The following is a 22864-nucleotide window of genomic DNA, read 5'->3' as shown; positions in this document are numbered from 1 at the left end:
TGAGTTATGAGACAATGAGAGTTTCATCTCTTCCCAACACCCCTAGGAACCTGCAAAAAAAGAAACTTTGCCCGTCTCGAAAAATTTCGCAACCTCTGACATATCTCTTTATCGAAACAAACACTACAAAAGTACCATTATACTAGGTATGAAGACCTATGTATTTAACAAATGTTTCCTTATTTCCTGATGGGGCGATAGAGATGAAGGCCCAAAAACCAGAGAAAGCCTCATTCTAGGGGGTTCACCAATAATGCGAAGTCAAAAAAAATTACTGCCTGTTCTTTTTAAAGAATCAAAATCAGGGCAAAATTCTTATTACATATGGCTTTATGAAGGAAGCCACTTAAACAGTCCCATTATTTTGATGCAGCGCGAAGGCACCACGTGGTCTCTTTTTCAAATTTGTGTGTTCAGAGAAGGAAAAAAAGTGATTAGTGATATCGTGAAGATCACTCAAGGGATTACATCGGAACAAAAAGCACGACGATACGCCATGGAGACCTTGTTAAGAATGGGTAAAGGATATAAGCGTATCTTAACGGGATAATTGGGAAGACAACACGACGAGTGCGGATTTTTCCCATAAAAGCCATTTCACTTTACTACAGGAAAAATGTATTAAGGACCTTTAATGGGAGGAAATTTGTTTTGTTACTCCAAATGATAAGAAAATCATATTTGCAACAGAAAGCGATCACCATTACATATCAAACAAAGAAAGGCAAGGAACAATATACCGGATACGTCGTCGATGTTCTCCCTTTTGAACAACTGCTAGTTATGCGGGTCAGAAAGAAGATGAAAATATTTTTGTTGCAAAGCATTACTGAAGTAAGAGAATAAAAGGCGCCATAGGAATCATCGTCTTTAAAAAGCAACCCCCAGCATATCTTCTTTGTAAGATAAAAAATAAAGCCTTAGCTCCCACAACAAATGGTTAAACGGCGCGGACGTTCCGTGCCTTTTTCTTTTGTCTCAGTGAATGGTAGAGGCGGAGTGTATCAATAGGGTATACCCTATTGGGACACCGCTCGAGCAACGTAATAATCGTTTTATCAATAGTCCCATTTACGCATCCCAAAAATAGGTGTGGAAACATGATCTACGATTTAGCTAGTGAACACAAAATTGGCTCTCACTACGAAAGATTAGTTGTGGAGGGGGTGTATTTATATAAAACAAAGTCGATCCCATTCCCGGTCGGTCTTTTTCTCCGAGGTAATACCAGCAAAGCTGTCACCAGGTGTAGGTGAGTTTTCCCTATTTGGCGTGGCAAGAAGGACAACTCGAATTTAATAAGCCGGGGGTGTGTTTATGGCAATTAGAATCCGTCCGGGGACGCTCAATGACTGTTCTGCTATTGCAAAAGTTCATGTCGATAGCTGGCGTACCACTTACAACTCCATTGTTCCAAATGAATATGTAATCAACATGTCTTATTCCGACAGTGAGAAGAGATGGATTAAACGGCTACAACACATCAACACAAATTGTATGTTGCGGAAAATGAGTTCGGGACAATTGTTGGATTCACAGGTGAAGGACGTGAACGTTCTGGCGAACCCGGTTACGACGGTGAATTGTACGCTATATATCTGCTAAAAGAGTTTCAATGCCAAGGCATTGGTTCTGAGTCAGGGAAGGGATTTGCCGCTTTCAAGAAGTGGCGTTTTTTATTGTAATATTCTTTGCCGACTATCCGGCATGCTATTATATGTAGTATATTTTTTCTAGTTGAATTCAGAAGGTTATTGATTAATCGGGGGTTTAGAGATAAGAAAAAGTGAATGTGTGTACCAAGAGCCTTAAGTGGTACTTTTTTGTTCAATTCTAGGGGGGTCATCGAAACCGTGAATGTGGAGTGGGTGAATAAATGATGAAAAGGTTGATATGAGAGGAGAGTTAAAATGGATCGAAAATTTTTTTCTGTGGTTTGAAGGTGGTATTAGTAGTTGGAATCCTTATTTTTATCATTCCGCTTCTCTGGTCATTTGTTTACTCTACTATAGGTGACAAGATCTGGGGTGAGCTTATCGATAACCAGAATGAAATCCCACTTCCAGTGAAGTTGCACTGTTTAAATCTCATTTATCTTTGTCCTCTATCATCTACGGAATATCCATAGTACTAGCTATCGTCCTTGCAATTTGGGGTATCAAGCGGCTTTGAAAATGTCGTCAGAGGCATAGTAGATTCCATAAAAAGTAAAACCCTCAATAGAGGGTTTTACTTTTTATGGAATCTATAAGTGGAGACCTTTTTCCAGAGTACTACAATGAAAGGGAGGTGTACCCTTCCCGAGTAAATGGATATGGCACTGGCCTGTTACAATGTTAAGATAGTAGGTAGAAGGGATTGGACGCAACATTGTGGATTTTGCCCAGTTTTTATGCTGGGTTCTTTTCTTTCACCATGGCAAGTTTGTCACATCACTCACAAAAAAGAGAGGGTTTCCCCTCTCCCCAACACCTTAATATTGCTTCTTATATACAGCTTTTTTAGCATCCTTTTCGCTCCAAAAAAACACCCTTTGTTCTATAGGAATATCCTTGTATTGATCAGGTTCTACGTCACCCAGTTCGCTCCTTCTTTTCTAACGGAATGGCATCCGGACCGAAGGCGGTTTTAAACCTAAAATAGACAGAAAAGGAAACACCTGATATAAACAAGAATACAGCGGTGAAGAGGTTTAGGGGTGCACGTAGATCCTCAATTCCAATTGAGCGTACAAACATCTCAATATATCCCAAGATGCTAGCCACAAGAAAGCTAACTCCAATATAATAGACGAGTTTATTGGTTTTCCATTTGACACAATAGCAAGCCAATAGGTAAAAAGGACAGTGTATAAAAACAAAGTAAAAACCTGAACCAATAAGGAAAGGAGCCATTACGATGTTACCGAAAAAAGGAGGAATATCTTTGAATTTAGTACTAGCTGAATAAATAAAAATAGAGACCTCCGTTATGAGGAAACTGGTTAGACAAGATAAAAAAGCAAGATAAAAAAAGGACAGAACTTCGATAGCAAATTTCTTAAAAAAGATGCGCATGTTATCCCCCCATGAACCTTCGGAAGCTCAATTTCAAATCTCTGCAACGGTCATGTAAAGGTTTTTTCAATAAGGAGCCTTCACCACTCTTTCTATTTTTCACCTGGTGACAGCTTCGCTGCTATTACCCCAATATGCACGCGGTTGATGGGCTGAGAGTATATTAGGCCATAAAGAACCCAGCATAAAAGCTGGGCAAAATCCACAATGTGGTGTCCAATCCCTTCTAATCTTAACATTGTAACAGGGTGCCTGTTACCTTACTGTAGCGGTACAGTTTTCCCTAAGTCTTTTAGGAAACCGATCATGTTGAGAAAGGACGGGTTTTGTAGCACCTATGTCATTATCAGCCCCTTAAAATTGGGTCCGATATCAACCATCGTGAGTGATTCGCTCGTCAAATCATTGATGAGCATGCATGGATTCCGAATGCTCAATCCCGAAAAACCAAGAACAGTTGTAGTGATACTCTAATTCGGGGAACGCAAACTACTTTTCATGTTGCAATACACGTGTTGTTCGGAGTTGTCCATACCGTTTTGAATCGATTCAATAAAACAGTTGTATACGGGCGTTCGCGTGAGCGAACTGATTAACATCAAGCTGACCGACATTGATTTTCAGCGCTGCCAGATCCAGGTAAATCAAGGTAAATGATAGCGAATAATTTTACTCACTTCTCTATAACCTTGTTCCTGATGTTCCCAATCAATCAAAAAGCGAAGTAATCACCCTCCAAATTCCTCTAAAGACCCAAGCGATTCCTTGAAAAATCCATTTGATAAACTGCAATAAGTTCAACCAGTCCTTAATCGCCTTAATAGCATCATAGGGCATGAAGATAAAATCTAATACCCTTTCCCATAATGGCTCTTTTTCTTCCTCTTCTTTCTTCTCCTTATCCTGAGTATCTTTTTTCTTCTCCTTATCCTGAGTATCTTTTTGATCCGAAACCGTTTGTGACACTGGCCTTCACCCTCCTTTTCATCGAGAAAATAGGTATTTTCAGTATACTTCAACCCATGTCGTTTCAACAAGGTTTAATCGGTTTCTTATAGATTTTCAAAAAGGAAATGTCAGGTGTAGATACTCTCACTGGATATGTCGTAAAAAAATAAAACAGCTCATGTGCAGGAACATACCAAGTAAGATTTTTATATGTAACGGTTTGACTTGTTTTGCCTCTCACCCGGGAAAACCAGATCAGACAAATACGCTATGGACGCCAAATTTCCGGCAGTTTAAAATGAAAATGACGAATTTTCGGCATATTCACCCCTTTGGAAGGCGGTGTTAAACATGACGCATGGGGCGATGTCGGAAAAGATGATGCACGAGGTGTTGCGTTGTATCGATGAAGGTATTCATGTGGTGGGACTGGACGGGATTACGCTGTTTTACAACCCCGTAGCCGCCCGGTTGGACGGAATGGATGTCGAGGAAGTGATCGGCATGCACGTACTGGACACTTTCCCTTCGTTGACGCGAAAAACGAGTACTCTGTTGAAAGTGATCGATACCGGCCAACCGATCTACAATCAGCAACAAACGTACCACAATCGCTACGGGAAGCGGATCGTGACGATCAACACGACATTGCCGTTGCGCGTCAACGGGCATCTGGTTGGCGCGGTCGAGGTATCGAAAGACATCACGCGCATCAAAGAACTGTCTGAAACCGTCATCGAATTGCAAACGCAAATCCGCGAACCCAGCCGTCGTCGAGCGTCCAAGATACGTCAGCGATACCGGTTTGAGCAGATTTTGACGCAAGATGAGCGGATGATGCGGGAAATCTCGCGTGCGAAAAAAGCGGCGGCGACTGATTCTCCCGTTTTGGTCGTGGGTGAGACCGGTACCGGAAAAGAGTTGATGGTCCAGTCCATCCATCATGCGTCCCCAAGGGGAAAACATCCCTTGATCGCACAAAACTGTGCAGCGATTCCATCCGCTTTGTTGGAAGGGATTTTGTTCGGCACGGCGAAGGGAGCGTTTACCGGTGCGGAAGATCGTCCGGGATTGTTTGAGTTGGCTGACGGCGGAACGATATTTTTGGATGAGATTCATGTGATGCCGTTGGATTTGCAGGCCAAGTTGCTTCGGGTGCTGGAAGAAGGTGTTGTGCGGCGAGTGGGAGATACCCGCGTGCGTCCGGTGGATGTGCGTATATTGGCGGCAACCAATGAAGATCCGCTGGAAAGCATCAAGGAAGGGCGTCTGCGCAAAGACCTGTATTATCGGGTACATGTGGTGCGTATTACCCTGCCGCCGCTGCGCGAACGGCGGGAGGATCTCCCGTTGTTGACCGATCATTTTATTCGCAAGTACAACGATCGGTTGGGTACCGACGTGATCGGAGTTGCACCGGAGGTGGAACGCCTTTTTGCCCGATATGATTGGCCGGGTAACGTACGGGAGCTGGAGCACACGATTGAAGGTGCAATGAACGTGCTGGAGGGGAAGGTGATCGGTTTGGAACACCTTCCGCCGCATATGCTGGAGGGGGCGGATGACACCCCGCTCGTTGACGATGTGCAGTGGGAGTCGGGACAGTCTTTGCGTGAGGTACTGGCACAGGTGGAAGAGCGGTTGATTCGCCGAGCCGTGGCGGATTGTCGGGGAAATATGGTGCAAGCGGCCAAAAGGCTGGGGATTCCGCGTCAGACGTTGCAGTACAAGGTAAAAAAGCTGGGGATTGAACGGCCATAACAGACGGGAAAACGGAGACCGCCAACTTGTCGAGAACCTGAGATGCCGAAAAATCGGCATCTCTTTTTTTCTGTTACCCGAAAGTATGGGGCTGTTGGTGTTGGAACGAATATTGCAACTATTACGGGTGAGGGACCGGCAAGGAAGGAGGAACCCATTTGACGCAATCTGTTGTTCGAAAAGGACATCCGTTGGGTTTGCACCGGGTACTGGAGCCTTCAGGAGTGTTGCCCCAGCCGGCATGGCGGTTGGATTCCCGTCCGGTATGTTATGACAATGAGCTGTTGATCGACGTGCTCCGGTTGAATATCGACTCCGCTTCTTTTTCTCAGTTGAAGGAGGAAGCTGGCGGCGATCCGGAAGCGGTAAAGCGCCGCATTGCGGAGATTGTTCGCGAGCGGGGGAAGATGCACAACCCGGTCACGGGTTCCGGAGGGATGCTGATCGGACGAGTGGTTGAAGTCGGACCCCGTTTTCCCGATCAACATCTGCAGGTGGGGGACAAAATCGCAACTTTGGTGTCGTTGACGCTGACGCCTTTGCATTTGAAATCGATTGAAGACGTGGAGATGAAAACAGGGCAGGTAGAAGTGACGGGGAAAGCAGTACTGTTTGCCAGCGGGCCGTTTGCTCGTCTGCCGGAGGATCTCTCGGAGCGCGTGGTACTGGCCGCGCTGGATGTTTGCGGGGCGCCGGCACAAACCGCCCGTCTCGTGAAACCGGGGCAAACCGTGATCGTAATGGGGGCCGGAGGGAAATCCGGATTGCTGTGTCTGTATCAGGCGAAAAAACAGGTAGGCCCCAAGGGGCGGGTGATCGCGCTGGAATACGGCCAACAGGCTTGTGACGACATCGCTGCACTGGGATTGCCCGATGAGCTCATCCGGGTGGACGCTACCGATCCTGTCGCTGTTCTGACAGAAGTGGAACAGGTGACAGATGGGGGGCTGGCTGATGTTACCATCAACTGCGTCAACGTACCCGGCACTGAGCTGCCCGCCATTTTGGCGACGAAGGATGGGGGAACGGTCTGCTTTTTCAGCATGGCGGTCCGGTTTACCTCAGCAGCACTGGGAGCTGAAGGGGTCGGTAAGGATGTGCAGATGATGATCGGCAACGGATACGCCCGAGGACATGCAGCGCTGACGCTGGAGATCTTGCGGGAATGTGAGGGATTGCGGAAGTTGTATGTTTCCCGTTACGCAGGCTCAGCACATCGGGTATGATCCGTTCGACTGAAATCATATTTTCAAATCAAGAAAGGGGTTATCCTACATGCGCGACTGGCGTGAAGTGGAACTGTGGAAAGACGTGACGGATGAGCAGTGGAATGATTGGTTGTGGCAATTGACCCACACGATCCGCACATTGGAGGATTTGCAAAAGGTGGTCAATCTGACTGAGGAAGAGCTGGAAGGGGTGAAGATTTCCAATCAGACGATCCCGCTCAACATCACTCCCTATTATGCTTTGTTGATGGACCCCGATGATCCGAAAGACCCGATCCGTTTACAGTCAGTACCGGTGTCCAGCGAACTGATGCGGACGCCGTACGATATGGAGGACCCGCTCCTGGAGGATACGGATTCCCCTGTGCCGGGACTGACGCACCGGTATCCGGACCGCGTTCTGTTTCTGATCACCAACCAATGCTCAATGTACTGTCGGTATTGCACACGTCGACGTTTCTCGGGACAGATCGGCATGGGAGTGCCCAAGAAGCAGATGGACGCCTGCCTCGATTATATCCGCAACACGCCGACTGTGCGGGACGTGTTGCTCTCCGGTGGGGACGGTCTCTTGGTGAACGACCGTATATTGGAATATCTGCTCTCCAACCTGCGTGAAATCCCGCATGTGGAAATCATCCGGATCGGTACGCGGGCACCGGTCGTATTCCCCCAACGGATTACGGAAAATTTGTGCAAAATCCTGAAAAAGTATCATCCCGTCTGGCTCAATACGCATTTCAACCACCCGAAGGAAATCACGCCGGAAGCCAAACGGGCCTGCGAAATGTTGGCTGATGCAGGTGTACCGCTCGGCAACCAGTCGGTCATCTTGGCTGGGATCAACGACTGTCCGCACGTGATGAAAAAACTGATGCATGAGTTGGTCAAGATCCGTGTACGTCCCTACTATATCTACCAATGCGATCTTTCCGAAGGGATCGGCCATTTCCGTGCCCCGGTCTCCAAGGGATTGGAGATCATCGAGTTTCTGCGTGGCCATACGTCGGGCTACGCCGTGCCGACGTTTGTGGTGGATGCGCCGGGCGGCGGCGGCAAAATCCCACTCAGCCCCAACTACATTATTTCGCAAAGCCCGACCAAAACCGTGTTGCGCAACTTTGAGGGCGTGATCACGTCCTATCCGGAACCACCCCACTATAAGCCGCACAACCCGGATGAGTGCCCGGAATGTCAAGCTGCCAAAGGGAACAATGTCGGCGTGGCCGCGTTGATGAGCGACGAACGAATCAACCTCGAGCCGAAACAATTGCCGCGTGAAGAACGCCGAGTCGGGGAAGTGAATCCGGGAGAGGCGCGCAAGCCTGTGCAGAAGAAAACCGCAAACACCGCCAAGGATAAGGAGTTGACACAAACGTAACGACCATGCTGTTGTCTCGTGTGCAGAGAGAGGGAATCGCTTCCCTCGCTATTGTCGGGTTGGCCAAAAACGTCGGAAAGACCACGGTGTTGAACGCATTGATCGCCGAATCCCGGTCATGTGGTGTCCCCGTCGGTCTCCTCAGCATCGGAGTGGACGGAGAAGAGCGGGACGCTTGGAGCGGCAGGCCCAAGCCGCCCATCCGCGTTCCTGGCGGTACGTGGGTGGCGACGGCGGGATCCTGTTTGGATCCGCGCGGCGGTGATTGGGAGATGGTCGCAGCCACTCCCGTTCATTCTCTGCTCGGTGACATTTATCTTGCTCGGTCCACGTGCCCGACACAAGTCAAACTGGCCGGGGTACCGTCAGCGGAAGGAGTGCGGACAATTTTGCACCGTTTCCAGGATCACGGGGTGCCACTCACATTGGTCGATGGTGCCTATGACCGCAAGGTGTCCGCCAGTCCGCTCCTTACGCAAGGGGCTGTGTTGGTGGTCGGGGCCAGCATGGGACGTACCTTACAAACTGTGGTGAAAAAGACAGAGGAAACCGTCAGGATCTTCACGCTCCCCATGGTGGAAGACGGGCTGGAGCGAAATGCGATCGAGATGGCATTGCGGGAAAGGGCTTTGATGGGGGTGAGCGATGGAGAGTTGCGGTCGCTCCCTTTTTCCAGTTTGTTGGTGGATCGACAGGTGTGGCAGGAGCATTTGAAAAGTGAGGAATGGACGGCCTTGGCATTGCCCGGTGCTCTGACCGATCGTATGTTGCAGCAGATGTTGGAGACCGGACGACCGCTCACGTTGCTGCTGTCCGATCCGACCCGTTGTTTTGCCACGATGCCGACGGTCAGAAGGTGGTACCGGATGGGCGGGCAGATCCGGTACCTGCATGCGGTCCGACTGGTGGCTGTCGCGGTGAATCCAGTTTCGCCGGAGGGGTATTCGTTTGATCCCGTCGAGATGAAAAATCGGGTGCAGGAAGTGATCAGTGAGATTCCCGTGGTGGATGTGGTTCGGGATGCGATGCCGAGCGAAGCGTGAGGGCGTACTCCGGGGGATGGGGTCATTCATTGATCGCAGAGAAGAGTGATCGATTTCCGGCGAGCGCCCTTTGAGCTGAGGAGAAATAGGAGCAAAAACCATGCACCACGGGAAAGAAGGGGGACGGTCATGTGGATGGATGAGAAGACCGGGCAGGCGCTGTCGTGGCCGGAAATCTGGTCCCTGTTTCAACCGATTACGCCGTTTGGTCAACGGGCCAAGCGATCGTTGGCACCGTTTGTTCCCGGACAGGAAGCGGCATGGCAGGAGTCCCTTCAGGAATTGGAGGGGTTGATGAATACGGCTCGTCAGCCCGAATGGCGGGAAGCAGTGGAAGCATGTTTGCGGCATCTACCTGATGTAGAACCGATCTTCTACCGATTGGAACGTGGGGAGGTGCCGGGTCTCTCCGAATGGTTTCAACTCAAGCAGTGGTTGTGGCATATGCATCGGTGGGCGAAATGCTTGATCCGACAGTCATTGCATGAGTGGATTTCCCCCGGTGACGTCAACCGGATCGAAGCGTGTTTGCACAAACTCGATCCCCGTCCTCAACTTGGGCCCGCATTCCGGTTGGATGACTCGTTTGATCCGGAGTTGGCCGATTTGCGCCGTCGCCGGGAGGCATGTGAGCGAAACATTCGCGAGTACCGGGAGGCATTGGCGAGGGAGATCGAACAGTTGACGGGAGTTTGCCGCAATCGTGAAGGCGAATGGGTGGTGGATCGTCGGTCGCCCGAAGCGACCAAGTTGTCGGCGATGAATGCATTGACTCCCGTGCGGGAAACGCCGTTTGACGTCGTATACCATGCCAAGCCCACGCTTCAAGAGCAGCAATGGATGGCGGAACAGGAGCGAATCGATGAGCGCATCAAAGAAGTGGAGGCAGCCGTCTTGGCGCGGCTGGCTGCTGCACTTCGTCCGGACATACCACTCATGCTGGATTGGCTGGCATCCGTTACACGGTTTGACCTGCAGTGGGCCCGGTTGCGTCTGGCCGAGCGGTGGAATGGTAGTAGACCACGCCGATCCGACGGCCCGATCCGGTTAAAAGGGGCGGTTCACCCTGTGTTGGCGGAGCGTCTGGCTGAACATGGATACACATTCACTCCGCTGGATCTGGAGGTAAAGCGTGGTGTCACTGTCATCATCGGGCCCAACATGGGCGGGAAAACGGTGGCGATGAAAACGCTGGGTGTCGTGGTGGCCCTGGCCCATTACGGTTTCTTCGTACCGGCAAAAATCTGCGAGCTTCCGCTCATTCCTTTCCTCGCCGGCATGATCGGTGATGACCAGGATGCGGAAGCCGGATTGAGCACATTCGGCGCAGAGATGACACGTTTGGGGGTATTGTTGAGACGCCGCCCCGGCGGGTTGCTCCTTTTGGACGAGGTGGGCAGGGGCACCAACCCGGCGGAGGGAGCAGCATTGTCTACGGCAGTAACCGCCCATTTGGCATGCGGGGAGCACTGGGCGGTCCATGTGACACATCACCATGAGGTATTGGAAGTGACGGGCATCCGCGGTTATCGGACGGCGGGGTGGAAACGTCCACCTGACACATCTGCGTTCCATCGAACCGAAAATTGGCGGGAATGGATTGACTACCGATTGATGCCGCTGGAGGCGGGGGATGAGATTCCATGTCAAGCGACGGTGGTGGCCCGGTTGATGGGTATGCCGGAGGCGGTTGTGCGGGACGCAGAGCGGAGATTGGTTTCTCAAAGAAAGAAATCAACCCGGTGACGGGAAGTGAGGAGGGGGATCATGGAAGTCAAATTGCGACTGGACCCTGATCAGATCGATCGTGCACGTCAGGCGTCGGCGGACATCGCAGCTGAAGTGGACCGGTTTGTGGCGTCGCGCACCACAGTGGCGGTGGAGCGGACAGTGTTGCGGTTGATGGGCATCGACGGGGTGGATGCTGAGGGAGTTCCTTTGCCCAACGTGGTGGTGGACCACCTGAGGGTACGCGAGCAGCTGGAACTCGGGGCGGCCACATGGGTAATCAACGCGATGCTTGCGCTGGGGCTGAATCCGCAGGAGATCGCCGAACAAGTAGCAGTGGGTGCACTGGATCTCACCCGAATTCCCCTGCGGGATCGGGCGGAAATCCGGCGGAAAGGGGCGGAGCTGGCTCGCATCGGGTTGGACAAAATCGAAGCCAACCGAAATCAACGGGATGAATTGATCGCACGTTTGGGGGAAGGCCCCAAGCCGTATCTGTATCTGATCGTTGCAACGGGCGATATCTACGAAGACGTGGTACAAGGAAGAGCGGCAGCACGTCAGGGCGCAGACATTATCGCGGTGATCCGCAGTACCGGCCAGAGCCTGATCGACTATGTCCCTTATGGTGCGACCCGCGAGGGCTACGGCGGTACCTATGCCACCCAGGAAAACTTCCGTATCATGCGGCGGGCGCTGGACGAGGTCGGAGAGGAAGTGGGCCGCTACATCCGTCTGTGTAACTACTGCTCCGGGCTGTGTATGCCGGAGATCGCGGTGATGGGAGCGCTTGAGCGGCTGGACGTCATGCTGAACGACGCCTTGTACGGCATTCTCTTCCGCGATATCAATATGCAACGCACCCTGATCGACCAGTCATTCTCCCGGATGATCAACGCCTACGCCGGCATCATGATCAATACCGGGGAGGACAACTATCTGACCACGGCAGATGCGGTGGAGTCCGCCCACACCGTGTTGGCATCCCAGTTTATCAACGAACAACTGGCGCTCCTCTCCGGTCTTCGGCCACAGCAGATGGGGCTGGGTCACGCTTTTGAGATGAACCCCGACCTCGAGGACGGACTGTTGATGGAGATTGCCCAGGCCCAGATGGCCCGGCAGATTTTCCCCGACGCCCCGCTCAAATACATGCCGCCGACCAAACACATGACTGGCAACATTTTCAAAGGACACATCCAGGATGCGTTGTTCAACCTGGTCAGCATCCTGACAGGGCAGGGCGTGCAACTGTTGGGCATGATGACGGAAGCGATGCATACGCCGCATATTCACGACCGCAAACTGGCGATTGAAAACGCTCAATACATTTTCAACAACGCGCGGCATCTGGGAGAGGAAATCCTGTTTCGACCGGGCGGACGGATTGAGCGGCGTGCGCAGGAGGTGTTGGCCAAAGCCGTCGCCATGCTGGAGGAAGTGCGACGGATCGGTTTGTTCACCGCCATCGAACGCGGGATGTTCGCCGATGTGAAACGACCGCTCCATGGCGGACGGGGACTGTCAGGTGTGTTGGAAAAGGGAGAGGACTATTTCAATCCGTTTGAAACCGAACTGAGACAACGACTGGGTCTTCCGAACAGGGGGGGAGAGGGCGATGGCGATCGACTTCACACGGGTGAAGCCCTACGGGGACGCGTTGAATGACGGGGTCGTCCAACTCAGTTTTTCCCTTCCCGTTCCCTACGGGGAAGAGGCACGCGAGGCAGCACGGCAACTGGTGCTCAAGATGGGGATAGAGGAACCGCAAGTCTACCACATGGCCGATCTGGGCGAAGGATACACCTTTTTCATCGTCTACGGCAAATGCATCCACACTGTCGATTACCAACACATCCGGGTTCCCAAGGTAGAGTCCGAGCGAATGGATTTCTACGAGATCAACCGCTTCATCCGGGAGCGCATCGGGCGCAAAGTGGTCGTGATCGGGGCCTGCACCGGCACAGATGCTCACACGGTGGGCATTGACGCGATCATGAATATGAAGGGATATAATGGGGAGTACGGCTTGGAGCGGTATCCTGAAATCGATGCGTATAATCTGGGCTCCCAGGTGCCCAACGAGGAGATGGTGGCCAAAGCGATCGAGCTGAATGCCGACGCACTCCTTGTTTCCCAGGTGGTGACGCAAAAAGGGGTCCACATCACCAACTTGACCGAATTGGTGGAACTGGTGGAAGCCGAAGGATTGCGTGACCGGCTGATCCTCATCTGCGGCGGGCCGCGCATCCATCACGAGTTGGCGCTGGAACTGGGTTACGACGCGGGATTCGGGCCGGGTACGCTCGCCCCTGACGTGGCGTCGTTCATCGTGCATGAGATTGTACGCCGGGAGGAAAAAAGGAAAGAGGGACGTTGACCGGCAATGGAACAGAAGTGGAGTTGAATTAATTGAATTACCATCAACTGGTCTCTGACGGTAAGGGACCGGTTTCATTTCTTATCCTGTCTGTTTGGGGATATCGAAAAGGTTCAGCCTGGATTATTTTTGTAGGCGCGCTGGTACATGATCAATTGTTTTTAATAGGATCTCTGGGGATTTTTATCGGAAAAATCTTGTCGGGTGTGCTGACCATGATGGTGAATGCTCTGCTGTTGAACCGTTATATGGAAGCGAAATAGACGGGAAAAAACTCCCCTCACCGGGGAGAAAGATTGCTCAATCCTTCCAATTCCCTCGATGATACCAAACCATTATTTTCATTTTGGGGCGACTTTTAGTTTGATGGGCATGAGTCTTCTCTCAAATAGCAAGAAAAATGACCGCTAATTGTCATTAGCGGTCATCATTTTTTCACCGGCCCCCTGTACGTTAACCTTGATCCGGAGATTGTCTTTCTCGATGAACCCAGCACCGGATTGGATCCAAACACCCGCCGCGAGCTGTGGGAGCTCATCCTCCAACTTCGAAAAGAAGGTAAAACGATTGGCCTGGCACCCACTACATGGAAGAAGCGGAGCGTTTGTGTGACCGGGTGGCGATGTTTCACAAAGGGCGGATACTCGCTGTCGACACGCCGCAACGACTTCAAGGATGAACCGATGTTTTGAAAACCTTTGTCGAAAGGGTAGCCGCATATTCCAACATCTTCTATCCTAATAAATAAATACAACTAATACCAGTGAAAAGGAATGAACGTTCATGCGTATAGAATTTGTCATGCCGTCCTTATATAAAGATAGTCTGATCATGGGCAATGTGATTGTTTCTTATTTACCGTCTTGGAAACGAATTCACACGTCTTTAGGGGACGGGCCGGGCCGATGGTGGATCAGGCGGGAGAACCGCCTGATGACACTCGGCAGAATGATCAATCACCGATCCGGTGTACTCCGTCCGTCCTGCATGATTGGAGACCCAAAAAAAAGAGGGCCGACTAGTAGTCGGAACCCCCGCTTTGATCGTTTGAATTGGTACCGCCACCCAACGAACCATCTTGCTGCCCGTTGTCGGTCGACGAATCGTCAATCATGCCTTCGGCCGGATCAGGTCCGGGAATTTTTTCGGGTTTCAGTTGTTTGCGTAGGATTGTCACAGATCCGTTGCCGTTCTTTTTTGCTGACGAAGAAGTACCAGTATTTCAAGCGTTTGTTTTCACCCTTGATGGTGATGGTCTGGATGTTTTTCTTGGGTATGTCCAGGTAGATTTTTTGTAAGGTGATCACAACGGAGGATGAGAAAATGGCAAAAGGCATCTTTTTTCAATGTGATAACTGCGGTGACGTGGAAAGACGTGTGACAGATAATTTGCCGTCTGGATGGATCAGCATGAAACTGGAAATGCCTGATGAGGACAAGGTTGGCACTTATTGGGAAGTATTTCACGCATGTAGCCATGAATGCGTCTTACGCATATTAGATAAGCAGGAAGCGGAAATTGAAGAATTACATAAGTATTGGCGGGTGAAATGAGATGACAGCGGCTCATATCATTAAATTTGGACACATGACTCAAGTCATTTACTTCCCAAGTGGGAAAAAGAAAAAGACCAGCTTGGCGCTGGTCTGATTAGGGAACTTCATCAACCACATAGTAGGAACACAAACGCCGATTCGGTTTGGGAAGGCTATATAAAATCAGTACTTTGTGCAATTTTGAAGAAGTAGGTTAGAAGCGAATAAGACGTGAGATAGCTACCCACACAACCGGTTTCGTATTGTTCGTAAGGGTCAGGGAATTGACGTATTGAAGAAATTTCCGTTCCGGAACCCGTGTTGGTTCTGTGTCATTGTCGAACTCAAGCCAAAAAGAAGAAGCGTGTTTCAAAACAAACCGGGCATCAGGTCGGATCAGATTACGGCAAAACAAACAGATGATTGTCTGAGTCGAAATATGTTGGAGGCCGGAAAAAAACGTTCCGGCCAATCGGTGCAGGATCCATTCCAATCTATCAAGCAGCATTAAACCACCTGCAGCGCTTGTAGCAGATCCGCTTTCAGGTCGTCGATATGCTCGAGGCCGACCGAGTAACGTACGAAATTGGGCTGAATCCCAGCTGTCCGCATTTGTTCCTCGGTCATCACGCCTCCCCACATCGCCGCAGTATGAACCACCAGTGAATCGACCCCGCCCAAGCTGACTGCGTTAAGCGACAATTTCAGTGCAGAAACAAAGCGCTCAGTCGCGTCATAACCACCTTTGATTTCAAAGGCGATCATTCCGCCGAAACCACGCATTTGGCGTTTTGCCAACTCGTGTTGCGGATGGCTGGCCAGTCCGGGATAATACACCCGCTCGATCTGCGGTTGCTCCTCCAGAAACTCGGCCAATGCAAGGGCGTTGGCATTGATGCGTTCGACCCGCATCGGAAGCGTACGCAAACCACGCAATAGCAACCACGCATCCATCGGTGAGAGAACTGAGCCGATGGAGATATGCGTGTGCCAAATACGCTCGGCCAACTCTTCGCTGGTGCAGATCACGCCAGCCGTCAAATCATGGTGTCCACCCAAATATTTGGTTGCGCTGTGAACGACCACATCGATGCCCAGATCATGAGGGCGCTGATTAATCGGCGTCGCGAACGTGTTGTCGGCCACAACGATGATCCCACGTGAACGGGCCAACTCCGCCACGGCAGCCAAATCGGTCACCACCAAAGTCGGATTGGCCGGCGATTCCACCATGATGAGCTTGGTATTGGGCCGAATCGCTGCTTCAAAGGCGGTGATGTCGGCTTGTTCAACCAGGGTTACTTCGACACCAAATCGTGGCAGCATCTCGTCCATGATCTTGGCAGTACTCATATAATGCCGCGTCTGGGCAATCACATGGTCGCCAGCGCTGACCAGCGCAAGAATGGTGGTGGCAATCGCCCCCATCCCAGAGCCGGTTACCAGTGCGGTTTCTGTTCCTTCAAGCTCAGCCATCACTTTCTTGACACGCTCATGTACTGGGTTGCCGTAACGTGTGTAATATCGGGGGTGGCGAGGAGTTCCCGCCATGTCTGCAAATTCGGCTGAATCTTGCGCGCGGAACGTGGCTGAGTAATAAATCGCCGGGGCTACCGTCCCGTCGTTGGTGACCTCATCATCAGCGTGTATCACCAAGGTTTCATTTTTGAGTCTGTCGGGAGGCAGCTCTTGATGATGAGACTGTTTGTTCATGATCCCTGCTCCTTTCTAGAATCAATCATGATTTAACGTTTCCAATCGGTCATGTCTTATGGAGTTCCATTTCGATAGATTCACCGGGTTGGAGAATAAGCGGTTTTGCCTGTATGGTATAGGGATATTTGACTCCTGTTCCCGTATTCAACACGACAACGGTTTCCCCTTCTTGAATCCAACCGTTTTCTCTCAGACGGCGAGCGGCAACAAACGTTGCAGCACCTTCGGGACAGACAAACGAACCCTCCAACTGGGCGATCCGCTTTTGTTCTTCCAAAATGGAAGTATCGTCCACTGCGATCGCGCATCCCTCAGTCTGGTAAATCGCTTCCAGTACGAGAAAATCTCCCAACGCTTTCGGTACGTTGATTCCAAAAGCAACGGTGGAGGCATTGTGCCAGTATTCGGATTCCCTTTTCTTTTCTTCCCACGCTTTGACAATGGGGGCACATCCTTCTGCTTGTACGGCAACCAACCGGGGAAGCCGATCCTGAATCCAACCGAGGTTCCGCAATTCTTGCAGCGCTTTGTAAATGCCGATCAATCCCACCCCGCCTCCTGTGGGATATATAATCACATCAGGTATTTTCCACTCCATCTGTTCAGCGATTTCCAGACCCATGGTTTTTTTCCCTTCGATCCGGTATGGTTCTTTTAGTGTAGAGGCATCGTACCAGTCGAAATCCTGTATCCCTTGTGCCACGATTTTCCCGGCGTCACTGATAAGGCCATTGACAAGATATAGGCGGGCGCCGGAGACGGCACACTCTTTTCGCGTAACCTCCGGGGCATCGACCGGCATCACGATATTGGCTCGAATACCGGCTCTTGCCGCATAGAGCGACCACGCAGCACCCGCATTCCCGTTGGTAGGCATGGCCAGTTCCTGTACACCCAGTTCTTTCGCTTTTGATACACCGACGGCCGCTCCCCGCGCTTTAAATGTTCCGGTTGGAAGAGATCCTTCGTCCTTCATGTACAATTGGGCAATCTCCATCTGTTGCCCGATCTTGAACATGGGAATCAACGGAGTCATTCCTTCGCCCAAGGAGACAACATGTTCGGGATGTTGAACAGGAAGTAGCTCATGATATCTCCATAAGGTGTTCTCCCTCCCCTTCAAATGAACAGGCTGGTATACCTTTTTTAACTCTTCCAGATGATAATGCACCCTGAGGGGAGACCCGCACTGGCAAAGATGATGTTCTTCTTCTGTTCTGTAGGTTCGGTGACATTTTGGGCATGAAAGATGGGAGACATAACTGTACAACTCGATCCAACTCCTACTTATCGGATGGGTTTAATAATATATTAACAAATCCCAAGATTGGTTATATCGATCAAGTCGAAAATTGTGTAAACTTGTTTGGCTTTCACCATCTGGTGAACCCTGTACCCCATTGGACACTGTTTCCATGGGATCGCATTTTTTATTCCAATAATAGTTTAATTTTGAACATTGGCTTTATTTATGATAAACTGACCATATCATCATCTATGGTACTCGGGAGAAAGAGGTGGTTCGGGTGACGGTGTGGGGGTTGTTGTTGATCGCAGCCACTTGCGTGGTGGCGGTGACGATTGGTGCTATCGCCAACCGGAATGTGCGCTCTTTTGACGAGGAAGCGCATGAGAGTTTCCTTGGGAGCGTGAAGGAGGGAGACGTGGTTGACGACCAGCAAATCTCATAAGGAGATGCAGTTGTCCGAGGACAAAAAGCTGTTGCACCGATTCGGCTATGCCCAAGAGCTGTTGCGGGATATGGGCGGATTTTCGAATTTTGCCATTTCATTTTCCATCATTTCGATTTTAACCGGTGCCGTCTCATTGTACGGTCACGGATTGACATATGGCGGGACGGGCATGATGGGCTTCGGTTGGCCGTTGGTGGCCTTGTTTTGCATGTTGGTGGCTGCATCCATGGCTGAGCTGGCTTCCGCGATTCCGACGGCGGGAGCGTTGTACCATTGGGCCTCGCTTTTGGGGAGCAAACGCTGGGGGTGGTATACGGCTTGGATCAATCTGATCGGCCAGATCGGGATCGTGGCGGGCATTGACTACTCAGTTGCCCTTTTTGCCGACGGTTTGCTCTCGCCGGTGTTGGGCTATCAGATGACGGAGACGTCCACATTGATCTTGTTTGCCCTGGTGTTGTTGTCCCACGGCATTCTCAACCATGTGGGGATTCGCATCGTGGCCAGGCTGAACGATTTTTCCGCTTGGTATCACATTGCGGTGGTGCTGATTTTGGTCGTGAGTCTGGCTTTTCTGGGAAACCGTCCCTTACAACCGATTGATACCCTGTTCCGGCTGGGAGAAACGTTTTCGGACAAGCCGTATTGGCTGGCTTTCCTGATCGGTTTGCTGCAGGCGCAATGGACGTTTACCGGCTACGACGCTTCAGCCCACACCATTGAGGAGACGATTAACCCTCGGGTGCGGGCGCCATGGGGAATCTTCTCGTCCGTGGCGTTTTCCTTTGTGGCCGGGATGGTCATGTTGGCTTTCGTTACCTTGTCCGTCCATGATGTAAAGGCGGCGGTATCTGCGGAGAATCCGTTCATTTATGTGATCAGCCAGGCATTGGGTACTACCTTCGGTCAAACGATATTGTGGCTGATCGTGTTGGCCATGTGGTTTTGCGGCCTTTCTTCCATCACGTCCTTCTCCCGAATGGTGTACGCTTTTGCGCGTGACAACGGGATGCCGCGCAGCGATTGGTTCGCCCGGATCAGCAAACGGTACCGGACTCCCGTTCCGGCGATCTGGTTGTCGGTCATCTTGTCATTCATCCTGGCATTGGTTGACTATTTCATCAAAATGGCCAACCCCAATACCACTTACACCACCCTGGCGTTTTTAACAGGGGTCAGCGTGGTGGGACTGTACGTATCCTACGGGATTCCCATTTGGCTCCGGCTGGCTGCCGAGTCGAAAGGCAGGTTCACACCGCGTCATCTGGGCCCGTGGAATCTGGGAAAGTGGGGTAAGCCGATTGCTGTAGCCGCGTTGATGTGGATTGTGTTGATCAGTGTGGTGATGGTGATTCCGCCCAATCAAAATGCAGGGATCGCGCTTGTGGCGATGATGTTGATTCTGTTGGTCATGGATCTGGCATATTATCGGGATCATTTCCCGGGCCCCCAGGCCGCCTTGCGGGTGTCAGCTGAGGAGTTGGCCCGGCGTGAAGCCGAGCTGGGCGGTTAGGGCGTGCCGGCAATTCGATCAGCGGATGATGGTTTCCCGAGTGACCTGAAAATGATGCATGTGATATTGCCTGAAAAGGAGGAAAACAATGAACCATCCCTCATCAAGGAAACCATTTACACCGGATCAAATCCGTTCCGTCGCCGCTGACGTAACGGCTGGTTGGGAAGAACGATTGCGCACACTGGTGGGAATCGATTGCGGTACGCAAAACCCTGCAGGTGTGAAACGGGCGGGAGACATTTTCGCCGGTTGGATGGCGGACGCCGGTTTTCAAGTAACCCATCTGCCAATCGAAGGCTGTGCCGGATTGTGGGTGGGACGGATGCGGGGAAGCGGTCAGAGGCGGATCGGTCTGCTGGGGCATGCCGATACTGTCTACCCTGACGGAACGGCGGAAGAGAGGCCGATGCAACGCCGGGGTCATCGGTTGGTGGGGCCGGGAGTTTGTGACATGAAGGGCGGATTGTTGGTGGGGCTATATGCCATTCAGGTGTTGCGGAGGCTGGGATGGGAGGATTTTGGTGAAATCTGCTTGGTGGTGAACAGCGAGGAGGAGACTGGCTCTTTTCACACCCGGAATCGGATGATCGAGCTGTTGTCCGGGATGGATGCCGTCTATGTGTTGGAAGCGGCACGGGCCAATGGGAATATCGTCAGTGCCCGAGCGGGAGTGATCCAGCTGATATTGACCGCCCACGGCCGATCCGCCCATGCGGGTGTCGAGCCGGAAAAGGGAGCCAACGCCGTAGTGGAGCTGATCGATCGACTCCAGTGGCTCCGAAAGCGGGCGTCGGAAGAGGAGACTTTTCGGATCAACATCGGTACGATCCAGGGCGGAACCCGATCCAACGTGGTGCCGGATCGGGCCGAAGCACAAGTGGATATCCGTCTGTTTCACCCCGATGCCGTTTCCCGCGTGGAGGCGTTGGTGCGGGAGGTGGTTTCCCGGCCTGGCATCTCCGGGGTGAGGATGGAAGCGGACATGAAGCTGTGGTTTCCGCCCATGGTCCGCAATCCGGCGATCGAACGGCTGGCCGTATTGGCCCGGGCGTGTGCGTCGTCCCTGGGGATTCACTTGCGGGACACGGACACAGGCGGAGGTTCCGACGCCAACTGGATCGCCGCGCATGGCGTTCCGTGTTTGGACGGGCTGGGGCCGGTAGGTGGACTGGATCACGGGCCGGACGAATATATCGAACCGGAAAGTGTGGTGCCGCGAACGTCTTTGTTGGCGCTGTTGATGTCTTGTACACCCTTGGCGAACATGCGGGAAGGCAGAGCCTGATCGCCCGTCCGGGACGTAACGGGTGTTCGTCGATTCAAGGTAAAGGTAACTTTTTCCCATTGAGGGACCACAGTGTGTCTGTAATGGATCAAACAGAGGGATCAGGAGGGAGAACATGCAGACGTGGACAGCGACCCATCAGCGGATGTGGATCGGTGGACAATGGGTGGACAGCGTAACGGGCGAAACAGTTACCGTGATCAACCCCGCCAACGGGGAAGTGGTGGGGGACGTACCCAAAGCAGGTCGAAAGGAAACAGCACAAGCAGTGGATGCCGCACATCAGGCGTTTCCCGCCTGGTCCGGTTTGACGGCTGCCGAACGGGGGGCTTATCTCAAAAAGTGGGCGGAGGAAATCCGTCGCAACCGGGAGTCGTTGGCACGCCTCCTTACGATGGAGCAGGGGAAACCTTTGTCGGAAGCGTTGGAAGAAGTGGATGCGGCGGCGGATTTTTCGGAGTGGTACGGTGAAGAAGCCAAACGGGTGGCGGGGGAAGCCCTCCCCGGCTCCAAACGCGACCAACGCATCCTGGTGATTCGCCAACCATTGGGCGTGGCGGCATTGATCACGCCGTGGAACTATCCGGCCACGATGGTAACGCGGAAAATGGCAGCCGCACTGGCCGCTGGATGTACGGTGGTGTTGAAACCGGCCAGCCAGACTCCCTTGACCGCCGCTTTTCTCATGCAATTGCTTGAGAAGACGGGACTACCGACCGGTGTGGCCAACCTGGTGACGGGAAACGCAAGTGAAATCGGACAAGCGTTGTTGGATGATCCCAAGGTGCGGAAAATCTCCTTCACCGGTTCCACCGAGGTGGGCAAACAGCTGATCGAAGCCTCGGCCCGGCAGGTGAAACGGCTGTCGTTGGAACTGGGCGGCAACGCACCGTTGATTGTGTTTTCCGATGCGGACGTGGATCGTGCGGTGGCGGCTGCGGTGGGCAATAAATTTGAGAACTGCGGGCAGATGTGTAACGGGATCAACGTCATCTACGTCCACGAGCATTTGCTGGATGACTTCCTGCAAAAATTGGTCGAACGGGTTGGGCAGCTCCGTGTTGGTTTCGGTTGGGAGCCGGGAACCGAGATTGGCCCAGTGATCGATGAATCCGGCATCAGGAAAATCGACGAACTGGTCCGGGATGCGGTGGAGAAGGGAGCCGAGATCTTGACCGGTGGTCGGCGGCTTTTGGAAGGACCGTTGGCGCGGGGGACCTTCTACGCCCCTACCGTGTTGGCCGGTGTGTCCTTTGATATGCGCATTACGCAGGAGGAAATTTTCGGTCCGGTAGCACCCGTGGTTTCCTTTTCCGATGAGGAGGAGATCGTGAAACGGGTGAACGATACTCCTTACGGACTGGCTGCCTACTTTTTCACCAAGGATATCCGTCGCGCGTTCACGGTGGCGGAGGGGTTGGAATTCGGCATGGTTGCGGTGAATGGCACCTCCTTGAGCGTCCCGCAAGCGCCGTTCGGAGGGATCAAGGAGAGCGGACAGGGACGAGAAGGTGGACGTTACGGGATGGAAGAGTTTCTCAACATCAAGTATCTGTCGATCAATCTGTAAAAAGTGGAGAAAGGGGAGATT

General features: G+C 52.0%; 19 protein-coding genes and 1 pseudogene. 16 read left to right on the top strand and 4 right to left on the bottom strand.

From position 1 onward, the window contains the following. Window positions 1–253 precede the first annotated feature (253 nt). Both KI215_RS15495 and KI215_RS16405 read left to right on the top strand, forming a co-directional pair. On the top strand, window positions 254–550 hold the full coding sequence (locus tag KI215_RS15495) for a hypothetical protein (RefSeq protein ID WP_212773574.1): 297 nt from the start codon (window positions 254–256) through the stop codon (window positions 548–550). Window positions 551–1493: 943 nt separating this feature from the next. Beyond that, on the top strand, window positions 1494–1685 hold the full coding sequence (locus KI215_RS16405) for a GNAT family N-acetyltransferase (protein ID WP_420830152.1): 192 nt from the start codon (window positions 1494–1496) through the stop codon (window positions 1683–1685). An 888-nt stretch (window positions 1686–2573) separates the two neighbouring features. On the opposite strand, the gene KI215_RS15490 is transcribed toward KI215_RS16405, so the two are convergent. Both KI215_RS15490 and KI215_RS15485 read right to left on the bottom strand, forming a co-directional pair. After that, window positions 2574–3056 (bottom strand): hypothetical protein, encoded by a 483-nt coding sequence (locus tag KI215_RS15490; protein WP_212773573.1) that lies wholly within the window; start codon window positions 3054–3056, stop codon window positions 2574–2576. Between the two features lie 708 nt (window positions 3057–3764). Then, a complete protein-coding gene (locus KI215_RS15485; RefSeq protein ID WP_212773572.1) occupies window positions 3765–4022 on the bottom strand; it encodes a hypothetical protein in 258 nt (85 codons plus the stop codon). 333 nt (window positions 4023–4355) lie between these two features. Here KI215_RS15485 and KI215_RS15480 point away from each other — a divergent pair, with 333 nt between their 5' ends. The 10 genes and pseudogenes from KI215_RS15480 (at window position 4356) to KI215_RS15440 (ending at window position 15080) form a co-directional block, all read left to right on the top strand. Then, window positions 4356–5765 carry a sigma-54 interaction domain-containing protein gene (locus tag KI215_RS15480; RefSeq protein WP_212773571.1) on the top strand — a complete coding sequence of 470 codons (1410 nt, stop codon included), beginning with the start codon at window positions 4356–4358 and terminating at the stop codon, window positions 5763–5765. A gap of 158 nt (window positions 5766–5923) precedes the next feature. After that, window positions 5924–6991: an L-erythro-3,5-diaminohexanoate dehydrogenase gene (gene kdd / locus KI215_RS15475; RefSeq protein WP_212773570.1), complete on the top strand. Its 1068-nt coding sequence runs from the start codon at window positions 5924–5926 to the stop codon at window positions 6989–6991. A gap of 49 nt (window positions 6992–7040) precedes the next feature. After that, a complete protein-coding gene (gene kamA / locus KI215_RS15470; RefSeq protein WP_212773569.1) occupies window positions 7041–8375 on the top strand; it encodes a lysine 2,3-aminomutase in 1335 nt (444 codons plus the stop codon). A gap of 5 nt (window positions 8376–8380) precedes the next feature. Then, the gene (kamB, locus tag KI215_RS15465) at window positions 8381–9418 is read left to right on the top strand and encodes a lysine 5,6-aminomutase reactivase subunit KamB (RefSeq protein WP_212773568.1); all 1038 of its coding nucleotides are present in this window, start codon (window positions 8381–8383) and stop codon (window positions 9416–9418) included. 129 nt (window positions 9419–9547) lie between these two features. Next, window positions 9548–11164 carry a lysine 5,6-aminomutase reactivase ATPase KamC gene (gene kamC, locus KI215_RS15460; RefSeq protein ID WP_212773567.1) on the top strand — a complete coding sequence of 539 codons (1617 nt, stop codon included), beginning with the start codon at window positions 9548–9550 and terminating at the stop codon, window positions 11162–11164. A 21-nt stretch (window positions 11165–11185) separates the two neighbouring features. Beyond that, entirely contained in the window at window positions 11186–12814 is a 1629-nt protein-coding gene (kamD, locus tag KI215_RS15455; RefSeq protein ID WP_212773566.1) for a lysine 5,6-aminomutase subunit alpha, read from the top strand. Then, window positions 12765–13526: a lysine 5,6-aminomutase subunit beta gene (kamE, locus tag KI215_RS15450; RefSeq protein WP_212773565.1), complete on the top strand. Its 762-nt coding sequence runs from the start codon at window positions 12765–12767 to the stop codon at window positions 13524–13526. The genes kamD and kamE overlap by 50 nt, the downstream gene beginning before the upstream one ends. 32 nt (window positions 13527–13558) lie before the next feature. After that, the gene (locus KI215_RS15445) at window positions 13559–13789 is read left to right on the top strand and encodes a hypothetical protein (RefSeq protein WP_212773564.1); all 231 of its coding nucleotides are present in this window, start codon (window positions 13559–13561) and stop codon (window positions 13787–13789) included. A 198-nt stretch (window positions 13790–13987) separates the two neighbouring features. Next, a pseudogene (locus tag KI215_RS16055) lies at window positions 13988–14196 on the top strand (ABC transporter ATP-binding protein); the annotation flags it as partial. Between the two features lie 653 nt (window positions 14197–14849). Then, on the top strand, window positions 14850–15080 hold the full coding sequence (locus tag KI215_RS15440) for a hypothetical protein (protein WP_212773563.1): 231 nt from the start codon (window positions 14850–14852) through the stop codon (window positions 15078–15080). Between the two features lie 489 nt (window positions 15081–15569). Here KI215_RS15440 and KI215_RS15435 read toward each other — a convergent pair whose 3' ends face one another. Together KI215_RS15435 and KI215_RS15430 are read right to left on the bottom strand one after the other, a co-directional pair. Then, the gene (locus KI215_RS15435; RefSeq protein WP_212773562.1) at window positions 15570–16775 is read right to left on the bottom strand and encodes a trans-sulfuration enzyme family protein; all 1206 of its coding nucleotides are present in this window, start codon (window positions 16773–16775) and stop codon (window positions 15570–15572) included. A 49-nt stretch (window positions 16776–16824) separates the two neighbouring features. Next, window positions 16825–18048, bottom strand: a complete 1224-nt coding sequence (locus KI215_RS15430) for a threonine synthase (protein WP_420830151.1) — start codon at window positions 18046–18048, stop codon at window positions 16825–16827. 256 nt (window positions 18049–18304) lie between these two features. On the opposite strand from KI215_RS15430, the gene KI215_RS15425 reads away from it, so the two are divergent. The 4 genes from KI215_RS15425 to KI215_RS15410 all read left to right on the top strand — a co-directional run bounded on the left by KI215_RS15425 (window position 18305) and on the right by KI215_RS15410 (window position 22843). Next, window positions 18305–18469, top strand: a complete 165-nt coding sequence (locus KI215_RS15425) for a hypothetical protein (RefSeq protein ID WP_212773561.1) — start codon at window positions 18305–18307, stop codon at window positions 18467–18469. Window positions 18470–18473: 4 nt separating this feature from the next. Next, the gene (locus KI215_RS15420; protein WP_212775240.1) at window positions 18474–19985 is read left to right on the top strand and encodes an amino acid permease; all 1512 of its coding nucleotides are present in this window, start codon (window positions 18474–18476) and stop codon (window positions 19983–19985) included. A gap of 88 nt (window positions 19986–20073) precedes the next feature. After that, window positions 20074–21273, top strand: a complete 1200-nt coding sequence (locus KI215_RS15415; protein WP_212773560.1) for a M20 family metallopeptidase — start codon at window positions 20074–20076, stop codon at window positions 21271–21273. Window positions 21274–21418: 145 nt separating this feature from the next. Next, complete coding sequence (locus KI215_RS15410; RefSeq protein WP_212775239.1) at window positions 21419–22843, top strand: NAD-dependent succinate-semialdehyde dehydrogenase; 1425 nt, start codon at window positions 21419–21421, stop codon at window positions 22841–22843. Window positions 22844–22864: the final 21 nt, after the last annotated feature.

Origin of the sequence: Polycladomyces abyssicola (assembly GCF_018326425.1) — a bacterium.
Classification (GTDB): domain Bacteria; phylum Bacillota; class Bacilli; order Thermoactinomycetales; family JIR-001; genus Polycladomyces; species Polycladomyces abyssicola.
Note: the sequence above shows the minus strand (reverse complement) of the source record. Positions and strands in the feature narration are given on the sequence as shown.

Coding starts and splice junctions, on each gene's coding strand:
- KI215_RS15495 (WP_212773574.1), top strand. CDS start 254: ATGCGAAGTCAAAAAAAATTACTGCCTGTTCTTTTTAAAGAATCAAAA.
- KI215_RS15490 (WP_212773573.1), bottom strand. CDS start 3,056: ATGCGCATCTTTTTTAAGAAATTTGCTATCGAAGTTCTGTCCTTTTTT.
- KI215_RS15480 (WP_212773571.1), top strand. CDS start 4,356: ATGACGCATGGGGCGATGTCGGAAAAGATGATGCACGAGGTGTTGCGT.
- kamA (WP_212773569.1), top strand. CDS start 7,041: ATGCGCGACTGGCGTGAAGTGGAACTGTGGAAAGACGTGACGGATGAG.
- kamB (WP_212773568.1), top strand. CDS start 8,381: ATGCTGTTGTCTCGTGTGCAGAGAGAGGGAATCGCTTCCCTCGCTATT.
- kamC (WP_212773567.1), top strand. CDS start 9,548: ATGTGGATGGATGAGAAGACCGGGCAGGCGCTGTCGTGGCCGGAAATC.
- kamD (WP_212773566.1), top strand. CDS start 11,186: ATGGAAGTCAAATTGCGACTGGACCCTGATCAGATCGATCGTGCACGT.
- kamE (WP_212773565.1), top strand. CDS start 12,765: ATGGCGATCGACTTCACACGGGTGAAGCCCTACGGGGACGCGTTGAAT.
- KI215_RS15440 (WP_212773563.1), top strand. CDS start 14,850: ATGGCAAAAGGCATCTTTTTTCAATGTGATAACTGCGGTGACGTGGAA.
- KI215_RS15435 (WP_212773562.1), bottom strand. CDS start 16,775: ATGAACAAACAGTCTCATCATCAAGAGCTGCCTCCCGACAGACTCAAA.
- KI215_RS15420 (WP_212775240.1), top strand. CDS start 18,474: ATGCAGTTGTCCGAGGACAAAAAGCTGTTGCACCGATTCGGCTATGCC.
- KI215_RS15415 (WP_212773560.1), top strand. CDS start 20,074: ATGAACCATCCCTCATCAAGGAAACCATTTACACCGGATCAAATCCGT.
- KI215_RS15410 (WP_212775239.1), top strand. CDS start 21,419: ATGTGGATCGGTGGACAATGGGTGGACAGCGTAACGGGCGAAACAGTT.